This window comes from Pusillibacter faecalis, assembly GCF_018408705.1.
In the GTDB taxonomy this organism is placed as follows: Bacteria; Bacillota; Clostridia; order Oscillospirales; family Oscillospiraceae; genus Oscillibacter; species Oscillibacter faecalis.
In genome coordinates this window covers 1-12,107 of record NZ_AP023422.1, presented here as the reverse complement: position 1 = coordinate 12,107, position 12,107 = coordinate 1, and the positions used below count along the sequence as shown (strand labels likewise).

Genomic DNA, 12,107 nt, shown 5'->3' with positions numbered 1-12,107 from the left:
CGGGAGTTTACAGCGGCCAATGTAGACCGCGACCGGTCGGGGCAGAACATCGTCTTTGTCAACGAGGATCTGAAGCAGGTCTATCACGAGCTGTTTGACGCGGCGCTGGAGATCTACAACGCCGGGAAGAAAAAGACCAGAGATAAGATCCCGGACTATTACGAGCATATCCGGCAGAGTAAGCAAGAGAAGCTGTTCCATGAGGCCATCTTCCAGATCGGAAATCTCAGCGACTGCGGCTGCGGCTCGGAGGGTGGCCGGCGGGCAGCCGAGGCGCTGACGGAGTTCGCAAAAACCTTTCAGGAGCGCAACCCCCATCTCCGGGTGTTCAACATGGTGCTGCATATGGACGAGGCCACGCCGCACCTTCATGTAGACTATATCCCGGTGGCAACGGAGCAGACGCGGGGCCTGTCTACGAGGGTGTCCATGAAGCAGGCGCTCAAGCAGCAGGGATTTACCGGGCTTGGCCGGAAACAGACCGAATGGAAGGCTTGGATGGATCGGGAGAAGGACATGCTGACAGAGATCGCCCAGCAGCACGAATTTGAAATCATTTCTCTTGGCAGCAACCGGCGGCACATGGACTTGCCGGAGTACCGGGCGGCGATACAGGAGGCCGAGGCCGTGCAAGAGCAGACGGTGGCATCCACGCAGGAGCTGACAGACCTGCAGGAGCAGAGGACGGAGCTGAAGCGGGAAATCAAGTCGCTCTCCGGCGCTTCTGCGGCGCTGAAGGCCGCAGAACGGGTGCGGGTGGACTTTGATGCTATCCGACCGGAAAAAACGCTCACAGGAGCTGTCAAGGGCGTTACGGTGGAGCAGATCAGGGAACTCAAGGCTGCGGCCATGAGCGGCGCAGCGTCGAAGCAGGAAAATGTGGAGCTGAAAAAGGAAAATGCTGCGCTGAGAAAAGACAAGGCCGAGCTGCAAAAAAAGGTTCCGTCTATCATGGATCGGATGGAAGCTGCGGCAAAACAGAACCAGCTTGAACGACTCCGGTATGAGAACATGGAACTGAAAGAGGCGCTGGAGGAAGAACGGAGCTTTTCCGACCGGCTGCTGGAGGGCATCGACCGGGTGCTGGATATGCTGGAGCGGCACCTGCCGAAGCAGCTTCTTGACCTCGTCGATAAGGCGCGGGATCTGCTGCCGGAGCATCAGTCCTACCGGCAGGAACAGCAGCGAGAGAAAGGCCATTCCTGGGGTGACATGAGCCTGTGAAAATAGCCTGTCCGAAGGCCCTTGCAAACGCCTTTCGGACAGGCTATAATGACAGGTGAAAAGGTAAAAAAAAATATATTGATAATATATGCCCCCCTAAGAGCCTCTGGCTCAAAAAGACGAAAGAAAATTTTCTCTCTGGATCGGGAGAAAGTCGGAGGGGAAATGGGGGTGTGCTGAGGGGTGTGGGAATGTGGTAAACCCAACGGGTTTTCCATCATTTCCATGCCCCTCAGCGAGGGGGAAAGGGGGAGGTGACTTTCTCTTTAAGGCCCCGCAGGGGAAGCTCTTTGGCTCCCCCTTCCCCCCTTCCCGCCCGCAGGCGGGTCCCGCCGCAGCGGACTTTTCTTTTGCTTCTTTTTTCTTTTCTGGACTGGAGGTATTTTATGACGATGAATCAGCAGGCTGCGCTGGAGCGGCAGCGGGCGCTTTACCGGGAGAAGAACGCCCATCTCGGAAAGTATCTGGAGCCGGTGGAGCCGTTTGAGTTTTACCGGGAGATTTTCCCTGAGGGATCGTTTGAGCGCAGAGGTCACTTTGAGGATGCCAAGGGAAATGGTATCGCTCTGGTGGTACCACCGAAAAACGGTGTTGCGCTGGAGATCCAGGGAGACGGCAAAGCCCACCGTCATGTGATCACAGATGAACTGAAAGAGCTGGAGGACATCAAGGACACGGAGTTTACGATCATGTCCCCGATTTCGTATTTCGGTCGGAAGCGAAATGGGAAAAACGCACGGTATCTCTATGCGATGGTGTTCGATCTGGACGGCGTGGGTATGCCGCAGCTCCGTGACACGCTGCATCAGATGAACAAGGACATTATTCCCAAGGCTACCTTCGTGGTAAACAGCGGGACGGGGCTGCATCTGTATTATGTGCTGACCGAGCCGATCCCTATGTACCCGCACAATCAGAAGATTTTGAAAGAGCTGAAATACGCTCTCACCCGGCAGATCTGGAACAGGTTTACCTCGTCCATCCGTGAGCCGCAGATGCAGGGTATTTTGCAGGGCTTCCGTGTGGTGGGAACCGGCACAAAGCTGGGAAAGGAATATCCCGTGGTGGCCTATCGGTATGGCGGTGCGGTGGAGCTGGAGAAGCTGTTTGACTATATCCCAGACAGCAACGGTGAGCAGCAGCGCATACAGGCGCTCATGCGAAAGAGCCGCCTGTCACTGGCCGAGGCAAAAGAGAAGTACCCAGACTGGTATGAGCGCCGGGTGGTGAAGAAGGAACGTCGGGGGCGCTGGACGGTGAAGCGGGATCTCTATGACTGGTGGCTGCATCGGATCGCCGACGAGATCCGTGTGGGCCATCGGTTCTACGGGATTATGACGCTTGCCATCTATGCCAAAAAGTGCGGCATAGACGAAGAAGAGCTGCGCCATGACGCTTTCGCGCTGATTAAGCCATACGACGATATGAGCGTGGAGGACATCAACCGCTTTACGAAGGACGATGTGGTGTGTGCTCTGGAGATGTTCAATGAGGACTATGTGACTTTTCCGAGGGATGATATTGCAAAGATATCTGGTCTGACTATGCCGGTCAATAAGCGGAATTGGCGCAAGCAAAAAGACCATTTGGAGATTGCAAGGGCCATTAGGGATATTGGGGTTCGGCAAAAGGGAAAAAAGGATTGGAGAGATGGAAACGGCAGGCATAATGCGGAATGGGAGGTCTATAGGTGGCGGCAGCAGCACCCGGAAGGGCGCAAGGCGGACTGTATCCGAGATACTGGTCTGAGCAAGCCAACGGTCTACAAATGGTGGGACAGTGAGCCGCCTGCGGTGTGGCAGGAGGATGGTCACATGGTCGCCAGAGTCCGGCCGTCCCAGGCACTGAGCGATTTGCTGGTGGAGGCTTTGAAAAAGGACGGAGATTAGGGGCTATTTGGGGGCCTTTATCCCCGCAGGACGGCGTTTGCGGTGCGCTGAGGGTAGAGATGCTGACCCGCTCTGAAAAGCGGCCCAGAGGGGCGACAAAGAGGCTTTTTCTCCTTCTATGCGTCCGCAATACGGCGAGGGCAGCATTGCAGGTGGGAACCGAGGAATGATATTGACAATGTAAATAAAATCGAATACAATAGAAATACTAAAGGAAGAAAGGGGCTGAAATTATGGCAAGCACGAATATCAATATCCGCATGGATACTGACTTGAAGATGCAGTTTGAGGCTTTTTGCGCTGATATGGGAATGACGATGACAACCGCTTTCAATGTTTTTGCAAAAAAGGCGGTGCGTGAGTATCGTATTCCCTTTGAGATCAGCGGCGAAGTGCCGAATGCTGTCACGAGAAAAGCAATCGAGGACGTAGAGAATGGGATTGGAATGAGCAGGGCTTTTTCCTCCGTAAAAGAGCTGATGGAGGATCTGAATGCTGACGATTAAGTATCAGACGGCCTTTAAGAAGGACTATAAGAGAATTGTCCGGAGAGGCTATGACGTGCGGCTGCTGGAGGAAGTAATTAGTATTTTGGCGGAACAAAAGCCGCTGCCGGAGATATATCGGGATCATAACTTGTCCGGAGATTATATCGGGTGCAGGGAATGCCATATAACTCCGGACTGGCTTTTGATCTATGAAATCAAGAATGATGAGCTTGTTCTCTGCTTGACCAGAACGGGAACGCATAGTGACTTGTTCTGAAAAATGAGAGGGAGAGCGTGGTGATACGGTGGCAAAAACGATCCGGCAGATAGCCGACGAGATAGGGGTATCAAAGACAGCGGTAAGTAAGCAAATCGCAAACCTTGGTTTGCGATCAGGTTTGCGAAAAAACGGAAACCAGTTTGCGATTGATGAACAACAAGAAGCGTTGATAAAACAGGCTTTTTTTGAAAAAACGAAAACTGAAATCGAAAACCAATCGCAAACTAAAACGCAAACCGAAAACCACGAAGTTGGCGATTTAGTTTGCGTTTTACGGGCCACCATCGACACGCTACAAGGGCAGCTTGAAGTGAAAGACCGGCAGATCGAGCAGCAGGCTAAGACCATTACCCGGCTCACTGACGCGCTGACCGCCGCACAGCAGACGGTGCAGGCAGCGCAGGCACTTCATGCCGGAACGATGCACCAGCAGCGTCTTTCTAGTGAGGTTGGATGTGCTGTTGCTTCGGTAGAGCTGGAACGACCTAAGAGTTTTTGGAGTAAGATTTTTAGAAAATAGAAATGAAGGTGTAACAATGGAATTTATTGCGGCTATTATAACATTTATTGCAGGCTATTTGGGCGCAACAATGGGAGCGGTTATGAATTGGCCGGATGCGGGAGCTATTGTTGCAATAACGGTTATGGGTTTTTTCATTCTAAAAAGAATGAAAAAAGACGAGTAAAAAAGCTGCAGAGAAGCCTCTGCAGCTTTTTTGTTAGGTCACGCTTTTATTTTAGTAGGTAACGGTGACAGCTCTTGCAACGTAAGGGACTACGGTAGCTACGCTGGCGGAGAAACTTGGTGTGCCGTTTACATCAATTCCAACGCTAATATCGCCGAAACCAATGGTCTTGTGTGCGTATCCAGCTTGGATATTTACGCTTTCATCGGCAATCATGCCGTAGCGAATGTATGCACTGAAGTAATAGTCCCTTGCACCACCGGTGCAATAATCACATCTTGGAGAAATTGGAACAAAGTGCATTACAGGAATAAATCGTTCATAGTCAAAGCTTAAATCTTCATCGATGGTGTTGGAACTTGATACACTTCGATTTTTGTATGTTTTTTGTGTGCAGCCGCTGGTACAGGTGAAAGTTTGAGAAACAGAACCATATTCACTATAACTGTCATCGAAAGTTCCAGAAGTGCCCAAAACAAAGGCGTCTTGCAATGCAATAGCAGGATATTCTTGCCATGTTCCCCTTGCCCATACGGAATAGTATTTCTCACGGCCAACAGTTTTGATGTAACTGTAATTTGTAGTGATTTTCATATATCCATCATCTGATGTCCAATCGGCTAAAGGAATAGCGTCAAAATTGGAAACGATGGTGTTTCCTTCATCATCAACTCGTACATAAGAAGATGAAGTGCTGATGTTATCATAGGTGAGGAAAGAAAGAATTTCTTCTTCGGGTAAATCTTGGTACTCTTGACCGGTGTAGTCCAAAATATAAGTTGCAATTTCGTAATCAGAAATGGCAGGATTTGCAGTGTGCACAGCATTCACAAAGTCGTCCAAATTATTAAAGGTGTTCGTAATTGCTCCACTTTCACTGGTTGTTTGCGTAACTTGAATTGTTGCGTCTGCGATAGCAGATAAGTCAGTTGAACTGTCGGCTGCAAAAGCGGTAGCAGACATAGTGCAGACCATAGCGAGAGAAAGAATAATCGATAAGGATTTTTTCATGTAAAGACCTCCTTTTACTTTGGTGGGCAGGTATGCTTAAACTGAGTATATCGGCCCATGGGAATCACCTCTTTCTGTGGATGGGATTTAAACAAATTATACTAAAAATCGATGATAATGGCAAGATAATTTTGCTAAAATGACTCGGGCCTGATAATGAGTGTCCCTTGCTGGAGGCAGAGGCAGCGCATGACCGGCAGCACAAGCGACCGATAGACGCAGCCAGCTCCAGCAGTCCACGCGGAAGCGCGCAAAAGCACTTTCATACTGCCAGCCCATAAAGGGCGGCGGTGTGAAAGTGCTTTTGCGTTACTTTCTCACCAGAAAGTAACAAAGAGGTTGCCTTATCGGTAGCTGTATGGTAAAATGGGAGCAAGATAAAATACGGGAAAACGGTGCAGAAGAAAGGACGGGTGAGCGGTATCGGCACAACCATTTCTGGCATGATGGGACAGGGTAGTATCCGGCATAACAACCGGGAGTTTACAGCGGCCAATGTAGACCGCGACCGGTCGGGGCAGAACATCGTCTTTGTCAACGAGGATCTGAAGCAGGTCTATCACGAGCTGTTTGACGCGGCGCTGGAGATCTACAACGCCGGGAAGAAAAAGACCAGAGATAAGATCCCGGACTATTACGAGCATATCCGGCAGAGTAAGCAAGAGAAGCTGTTCCATGAGGCCATCTTCCAGATCGGAAATCTCAGCGACTGCGGCTGCGGCTCGGAGGGTGGCCGGCGGGCAGCCGAGGCGCTGACGGAGTTCGCAAAAACCTTTCAGGAGCGCAACCCCCATCTCCGGGTGTTCAACATGGTGCTGCATATGGACGAGGCCACGCCGCACCTTCATGTAGACTATATCCCGGTGGCAACGGAGCAGACGCGGGGCCTGTCTACGAGGGTGTCCATGAAGCAGGCGCTCAAGCAGCAGGGATTTACCGGGCTTGGCCGGAAACAGACCGAATGGAAGGCTTGGATGGATCGGGAGAAGGACATGCTGACAGAGATCGCCCAGCAGCACGAATTTGAAATCATTTCTCTTGGCAGCAACCGGCGGCACATGGACTTGCCGGAGTACCGGGCGGCGATACAGGAGGCCGAGGCCGTGCAAGAGCAGACGGTGGCATCCACGCAGGAGCTGACAGACCTGCAGGAGCAGAGGACGGAGCTGAAGCGGGAAATCAAGTCGCTCTCCGGCGCTTCTGCGGCGCTGAAGGCCGCAGAACGGGTGCGGGTGGACTTTGATGCTATCCGACCGGAAAAAACGCTCACAGGAGCTGTCAAGGGCGTTACGGTGGAGCAGATCAGGGAACTCAAGGCTGCGGCCATGAGCGGCGCAGCGTCGAAGCAGGAAAATGTGGAGCTGAAAAAGGAAAATGCTGCGCTGAGAAAAGACAAGGCCGAGCTGCAAAAAAAGGTTCCGTCTATCATGGATCGGATGGAAGCTGCGGCAAAACAGAACCAGCTTGAACGACTCCGGTATGAGAACATGGAACTGAAAGAGGCGCTGGAGGAAGAACGGAGCTTTTCCGACCGGCTGCTGGAGGGCATCGACCGGGTGCTGGATATGCTGGAGCGGCACCTGCCGAAGCAGCTTCTTGACCTCGTCGATAAGGCGCGGGATCTGCTGCCGGAGCATCAGTCCTACCGGCAGGAACAGCAGCGAGAGAAAGGCCATTCCTGGGGTGACATGAGCCTGTGAAAATAGCCTGTCCGAAGGCCCTTGCAAACGCCTTTCGGACAGGCTATAATGACAGGTGAAAAGGTAAAAAAAATATATTGATAATATATGCCCCCCTAAGAGCCTCTGGCTCAAAAAGACGAAAGAAAATTTTCTCTCTGGATCGGGAGAAAGTCGGAGGGGAAATGGGGGTGTGCTGAGGGGTGTGGGAATGTGGTAAACCCAACGGGTTTTCCATCATTTCCATGCCCCTCAGCGAGGGGGAAAGGGGGAGGTGACTTTCTCTTTAAGGCCCCGCAGGGGAAGCTCTTTGGCTCCCCCTTCCCCCCTTCCCGCCCGCAGGCGGGTCCCGCCGCAGCGGACTTTTCTTTTTGCTTCTTTTTCTTTTCTGGACTGGAGGTATTTTATGACGATGAATCAGCAGGCTGCGCTGGAGCGGCAGCGGGCGCTTTACCGGGAGAAGAACGCCCATCTCGGAAAGTATCTGGAGCCGGTGGAGCCGTTTGAGTTTTACCGGGAGATTTTCCCTGAGGGATCGTTTGAGCGCAGAGGTCACTTTGAGGATGCCAAGGGAAATGGTATCGCTCTGGTGGTACCACCGAAAAACGGTGTTGCGCTGGAGATCCAGGGAGACGGCAAAGCCCACCGTCATGTGATCACAGATGAACTGAAAGAGCTGGAGGACATCAAGGACACGGAGTTTACGATCATGTCCCCGATTTCGTATTTCGGTCGGAAGCGAAATGGGAAAAACGCACGGTATCTCTATGCGATGGTGTTCGATCTGGACGGCGTGGGTATGCCGCAGCTCCGTGACACGCTGCATCAGATGAACAAGGACATTATTCCCAAGGCTACCTTCGTGGTAAACAGCGGGACGGGGCTGCATCTGTATTATGTGCTGACCGAGCCGATCCCTATGTACCCGCACAATCAGAAGATTTTGAAAGAGCTGAAATACGCTCTCACCCGGCAGATCTGGAACAGGTTTACCTCGTCCATCCGTGAGCCGCAGATGCAGGGTATTTTGCAGGGCTTCCGTGTGGTGGGAACCGGCACAAAGCTGGGAAAGGAATATCCCGTGGTGGCCTATCGGTATGGCGGTGCGGTGGAGCTGGAGAAGCTGTTTGACTATATCCCAGACAGCAACGGTGAGCAGCAGCGCATACAGGCGCTCATGCGAAAGAGCCGCCTGTCACTGGCCGAGGCAAAAGAGAAGTACCCAGACTGGTATGAGCGCCGGGTGGTGAAGAAGGAACGTCGGGGGCGCTGGACGGTGAAGCGGGATCTCTATGACTGGTGGCTGCATCGGATCGCCGACGAGATCCGTGTGGGCCATCGGTTCTACGGGATTATGACGCTTGCCATCTATGCCAAAAAGTGCGGCATAGACGAAGAAGAGCTGCGCCATGACGCTTTCGCGCTGATTAAGCCATACGACGATATGAGCGTGGAGGACATCAACCGCTTTACGAAGGACGATGTGGTGTGTGCTCTGGAGATGTTCAATGAGGACTATGTGACTTTTCCGAGGGATGATATTGCAAAGATATCTGGTCTGACTATGCCGGTCAATAAGCGGAATTGGCGCAAGCAAAAAGACCATTTGGAGATTGCAAGGGCCATTAGGGATATTGGGGTTCGGCAAAAGGGAAAAAAGGATTGGAGAGATGGAAACGGCAGGCATAATGCGGAATGGGAGGTCTATAGGTGGCGGCAGCAGCACCCGGAAGGGCGCAAGGCGGACTGTATCCGAGATACTGGTCTGAGCAAGCCAACGGTCTACAAATGGTGGGACAGTGAGCCGCCTGCGGTGTGGCAGGAGGATGGTCACATGGTCGCCAGAGTCCGGCCGTCCCAGGCACTGAGCGATTTGCTGGTGGAGGCTTTGAAAAAGGACGGAGATTAGGGGCTATTTGGGGGCCTTTATCCCCGCAGGACGGCGTTTGCGGTGCGCTGAGGGTAGAGATGCTGACCCGCTCTGAAAAGCGGCCCAGAGGGGCGACAAAGAGGCTTTTTCTCCTTCTATGCGTCCGCAATACGGCGAGGGCAGCATTGCAGGTGGGAACCGAGGAATGATATTGACAATGTAAATAAAATCGAATACAATAGAAATACTAAAGGAAGAAAGGGGCTGAAATTATGGCAAGCACGAATATCAATATCCGCATGGATACTGACTTGAAGATGCAGTTTGAGGCTTTTTGCGCTGATATGGGAATGACGATGACAACCGCTTTCAATGTTTTTGCAAAAAAGGCGGTGCGTGAGTATCGTATTCCCTTTGAGATCAGCGGCGAAGTGCCGAATGCTGTCACGAGAAAAGCAATCGAGGACGTAGAGAATGGGATTGGAATGAGCAGGGCTTTTTCCTCCGTAAAAGAGCTGATGGAGGATCTGAATGCTGACGATTAAGTATCAGACGGCCTTTAAGAAGGACTATAAGAGAATTGTCCGGAGAGGCTATGACGTGCGGCTGCTGGAGGAAGTAATTAGTATTTTGGCGGAACAAAAGCCGCTGCCGGAGATATATCGGGATCATAACTTGTCCGGAGATTATATCGGGTGCAGGGAATGCCATATAACTCCGGACTGGCTTTTGATCTATGAAATCAAGAATGATGAGCTTGTTCTCTGCTTGACCAGAACGGGAACGCATAGTGACTTGTTCTGAAAAATGAGAGGGAGAGCGTGGTGATACGGTGGCAAAAACGATCCGGCAGATAGCCGACGAGATAGGGGTATCAAAGACAGCGGTAAGTAAGCAAATCGCAAACCTTGGTTTGCGATCAGGTTTGCGAAAAAACGGAAACCAGTTTGCGATTGATGAACAACAAGAAGCGTTGATAAAACAGGCTTTTTTTGAAAAAACGAAAACTGAAATCGAAAACCAATCGCAAACTAAAACGCAAACCGAAAACCACGAAGTTGGCGATTTAGTTTGCGTTTTACGGGCCACCATCGACACGCTACAAGGGCAGCTTGAAGTGAAAGACCGGCAGATCGAGCAGCAGGCTAAGACCATTACCCGGCTCACTGACGCGCTGACCGCCGCACAGCAGACGGTGCAGGCAGCGCAGGCACTTCATGCCGGAACGATGCACCAGCAGCGTCTTTCTAGTGAGGTTGGATGTGCTGTTGCTTCGGTAGAGCTGGAACGACCTAAGAGTTTTTGGAGTAAGATTTTTAGAAAATAGAAATGAAGGTGTAACAATGGAATTTATTGCGGCTATTATAACATTTATTGCAGGCTATTTGGGCGCAACAATGGGAGCGGTTATGAATTGGCCGGATGCGGGAGCTATTGTTGCAATAACGGTTATGGGTTTTTTCATTCTAAAAAGAATGAAAAAAGACGAGTAAAAAAGCTGCAGAGAAGCCTCTGCAGCTTTTTTGTTAGGTCACGCTTTTATTTTAGTAGGTAACGGTGACAGCTCTTGCAACGTAAGGGACTACGGTAGCTACGCTGGCGGAGAAACTTGGTGTGCCGTTTACATCAATTCCAACGCTAATATCGCCGAAACCAATGGTCTTGTGTGCGTATCCAGCTTGGATATTTACGCTTTCATCGGCAATCATGCCGTAGCGAATGTATGCACTGAAGTAATAGTCCCTTGCACCACCGGTGCAATAATCACATCTTGGAGAAATTGGAACAAAGTGCATTACAGGAATAAATCGTTCATAGTCAAAGCTTAAATCTTCATCGATGGTGTTGGAACTTGATACACTTCGATTTTTGTATGTTTTTTGTGTGCAGCCGCTGGTACAGGTGAAAGTTTGAGAAACAGAACCATATTCACTATAACTGTCATCGAAAGTTCCAGAAGTGCCCAAAACAAAGGCGTCTTGCAATGCAATAGCAGGATATTCTTGCCATGTTCCCCTTGCCCATACGGAATAGTATTTCTCACGGCCAACAGTTTTGATGTAACTGTAATTTGTAGTGATTTTCATATATCCATCATCTGATGTCCAATCGGCTAAAGGAATAGCGTCAAAATTGGAAACGATGGTGTTTCCTTCATCATCAACTCGTACATAAGAAGATGAAGTGCTGATGTTATCATAGGTGAGGAAAGAAAGAATTTCTTCTTCGGGTAAATCTTGGTACTCTTGACCGGTGTAGTCCAAAATATAAGTTGCAATTTCGTAATCAGAAATGGCAGGATTTGCAGTGTGCACAGCATTCACAAAGTCGTCCAAATTATTAAAGGTGTTCGTAATTGCTCCACTTTCACTGGTTGTTTGCGTAACTTGAATTGTTGCGTCTGCGATAGCAGATAAGTCAGTTGAACTGTCGGCTGCAAAAGCGGTAGCAGACATAGTGCAGACCATAGCGAGAGAAAGAATAATCGATAAGGATTTTTTCATGTAAAGACCTCCTTTTACTTTGGTGGGCAGGTATGCTTAAACTGAGTATATCGGCCCATGGGAATCACCTCTTTCTGTGGATGGGATTTAAACAAATTATACTAAAAATCGATGATAATGGCAAGATAATTTTGCTAAAATGACTCGGGCCTGATAATGAGTGTCCCTTGCTGGAGGCAGAGGCAGCGCATGACCGGCAGCACAAGCGACCGATAGACGCAGCCAGCTCCAGCAGTCCACGCGGAAGCGCGCAAAAGCACTTTCATACTGCCAGCCCATAAAGGGCGGCGGTGTGAAAGTGCTTTTGCGTTACTTTCTCACCAGAAAGTAACAAAGAGGTTGCCTTATCGGTAGCTGTATGGTAAAATGGGAGCAAGATAAAATACGGGAAAACGGTGCAGAAGAAAGGACGGGTGAGCGGTATCGGCACAACCATTTCTGGCATGATGGGACAGGGTAGTATCCGGCATAACAAC

Annotated in this window: 15 protein-coding genes; 12 read left to right on the top strand and 3 right to left on the bottom strand. The window is 50.6% G+C overall.

All coding sequences use genetic code 11. The features are described 5' to 3' along the window. From KJS55_RS17255 to KJS55_RS17230, 6 genes are all read left to right on the top strand, one after another. Positions 1 to 1,224: plasmid recombination protein (locus tag KJS55_RS17255; protein WP_213543946.1), on the top strand; the 1,224-nt coding region annotated here is incomplete at its 5' end. Positions 1,225 to 1,610: 386 nt separating this feature from the next. Continuing rightward, a complete protein-coding gene (locus KJS55_RS17250; RefSeq protein ID WP_177610833.1) occupies positions 1,611 to 3,113 on the top strand; it encodes a hypothetical protein in 1,503 nt (500 codons plus the stop codon). A 233-nt stretch (positions 3,114 to 3,346) separates the two neighbouring features. Then, positions 3,347 to 3,619: a type II toxin-antitoxin system RelB/DinJ family antitoxin gene (locus KJS55_RS17245; RefSeq protein WP_118626744.1), complete on the top strand. Its 273-nt coding sequence runs from the start codon at positions 3,347 to 3,349 to the stop codon at positions 3,617 to 3,619. Continuing rightward, on the top strand, positions 3,606 to 3,878 hold the full coding sequence (locus KJS55_RS17240) for a type II toxin-antitoxin system YafQ family toxin (RefSeq protein ID WP_118626743.1): 273 nt from the start codon (positions 3,606 to 3,608) through the stop codon (positions 3,876 to 3,878). The genes KJS55_RS17245 and KJS55_RS17240 overlap by 14 nt, the downstream gene beginning before the upstream one ends. 28 nt (positions 3,879 to 3,906) lie before the next feature. After that, entirely contained in the window at positions 3,907 to 4,401 is a 495-nt protein-coding gene (locus KJS55_RS17235; RefSeq protein ID WP_118626742.1) for a hypothetical protein, read from the top strand. Between the two features lie 16 nt (positions 4,402 to 4,417). Continuing rightward, complete coding sequence (locus KJS55_RS17230) at positions 4,418 to 4,567, top strand: hypothetical protein (protein ID WP_177610831.1); 150 nt, start codon at positions 4,418 to 4,420, stop codon at positions 4,565 to 4,567. Positions 4,568 to 4,618: 51 nt separating this feature from the next. On the opposite strand, the gene KJS55_RS17225 is transcribed toward KJS55_RS17230, so the two are convergent. Further along, a complete protein-coding gene (locus KJS55_RS17225; protein ID WP_118626741.1) occupies positions 4,619 to 5,578 on the bottom strand; it encodes a hypothetical protein in 960 nt (319 codons plus the stop codon). A 395-nt stretch (positions 5,579 to 5,973) separates the two neighbouring features. Here KJS55_RS17225 and KJS55_RS17220 point away from each other — a divergent pair, with 395 nt between their 5' ends. The 6 genes from KJS55_RS17220 to KJS55_RS17195 all read left to right on the top strand — a co-directional run bounded on the left by KJS55_RS17220 (position 5,974) and on the right by KJS55_RS17195 (position 10,620). Next, positions 5,974 to 7,278: a plasmid recombination protein gene (locus tag KJS55_RS17220; protein WP_228300620.1), complete on the top strand. Its 1,305-nt coding sequence runs from the start codon at positions 5,974 to 5,976 to the stop codon at positions 7,276 to 7,278. 385 nt (positions 7,279 to 7,663) lie between these two features. Then, positions 7,664 to 9,166 carry a hypothetical protein gene (locus KJS55_RS17215; protein WP_177610833.1) on the top strand — a complete coding sequence of 501 codons (1,503 nt, stop codon included), beginning with the start codon at positions 7,664 to 7,666 and terminating at the stop codon, positions 9,164 to 9,166. 233 nt (positions 9,167 to 9,399) lie between these two features. Continuing rightward, positions 9,400 to 9,672 (top strand): type II toxin-antitoxin system RelB/DinJ family antitoxin, encoded by a 273-nt coding sequence (locus KJS55_RS17210; protein ID WP_118626744.1) that lies wholly within the window; start codon positions 9,400 to 9,402, stop codon positions 9,670 to 9,672. After that, the gene (locus KJS55_RS17205; RefSeq protein ID WP_118626743.1) at positions 9,659 to 9,931 is read left to right on the top strand and encodes a type II toxin-antitoxin system YafQ family toxin; all 273 of its coding nucleotides are present in this window, start codon (positions 9,659 to 9,661) and stop codon (positions 9,929 to 9,931) included. The genes KJS55_RS17210 and KJS55_RS17205 overlap by 14 nt, the downstream gene beginning before the upstream one ends. Positions 9,932 to 9,959: 28 nt before the next feature. After that, positions 9,960 to 10,454, top strand: coding sequence for a hypothetical protein (locus tag KJS55_RS17200; RefSeq protein WP_118626742.1), 495 nt, complete (start codon positions 9,960 to 9,962; stop codon positions 10,452 to 10,454). Positions 10,455 to 10,470: 16 nt separating this feature from the next. After that, a complete protein-coding gene (locus KJS55_RS17195; RefSeq protein ID WP_177610831.1) occupies positions 10,471 to 10,620 on the top strand; it encodes a hypothetical protein in 150 nt (49 codons plus the stop codon). A 51-nt stretch (positions 10,621 to 10,671) separates the two neighbouring features. Here KJS55_RS17195 and KJS55_RS17190 read toward each other — a convergent pair whose 3' ends face one another. Both KJS55_RS17190 and KJS55_RS17185 read right to left on the bottom strand, forming a co-directional pair. Next, a complete protein-coding gene (locus KJS55_RS17190) occupies positions 10,672 to 11,631 on the bottom strand; it encodes a hypothetical protein (protein WP_118626741.1) in 960 nt (319 codons plus the stop codon). Between the two features lie 262 nt (positions 11,632 to 11,893). After that, the coding region (locus tag KJS55_RS17185) for a hypothetical protein (protein WP_213543945.1) at positions 11,894 to 12,107 on the bottom strand (214 nt) is incomplete at its 5' end.

What these genes read in the sequence shown, in the direction of transcription:
- KJS55_RS17240 (WP_118626743.1), top strand. Translation starts at nt 3,606, where the DNA reads ATGCTGACGATTAAGTATCAGACGGCCTTTAAGAAGGACTATAAGAGA.
- KJS55_RS17205 (WP_118626743.1), top strand. Translation starts at nt 9,659, where the DNA reads ATGCTGACGATTAAGTATCAGACGGCCTTTAAGAAGGACTATAAGAGA.
- KJS55_RS17245 (WP_118626744.1), top strand. Translation starts at nt 3,347, where the DNA reads ATGGCAAGCACGAATATCAATATCCGCATGGATACTGACTTGAAGATG.
- KJS55_RS17215 (WP_177610833.1), top strand. Translation starts at nt 7,664, where the DNA reads ATGACGATGAATCAGCAGGCTGCGCTGGAGCGGCAGCGGGCGCTTTAC.
- KJS55_RS17250 (WP_177610833.1), top strand. Translation starts at nt 1,611, where the DNA reads ATGACGATGAATCAGCAGGCTGCGCTGGAGCGGCAGCGGGCGCTTTAC.
- KJS55_RS17195 (WP_177610831.1), top strand. Translation starts at nt 10,471, where the DNA reads ATGGAATTTATTGCGGCTATTATAACATTTATTGCAGGCTATTTGGGC.
- KJS55_RS17225 (WP_118626741.1), bottom strand. Translation starts at nt 5,578, where the DNA reads ATGAAAAAATCCTTATCGATTATTCTTTCTCTCGCTATGGTCTGCACT.
- KJS55_RS17230 (WP_177610831.1), top strand. Translation starts at nt 4,418, where the DNA reads ATGGAATTTATTGCGGCTATTATAACATTTATTGCAGGCTATTTGGGC.
- KJS55_RS17210 (WP_118626744.1), top strand. Translation starts at nt 9,400, where the DNA reads ATGGCAAGCACGAATATCAATATCCGCATGGATACTGACTTGAAGATG.
- KJS55_RS17190 (WP_118626741.1), bottom strand. Translation starts at nt 11,631, where the DNA reads ATGAAAAAATCCTTATCGATTATTCTTTCTCTCGCTATGGTCTGCACT.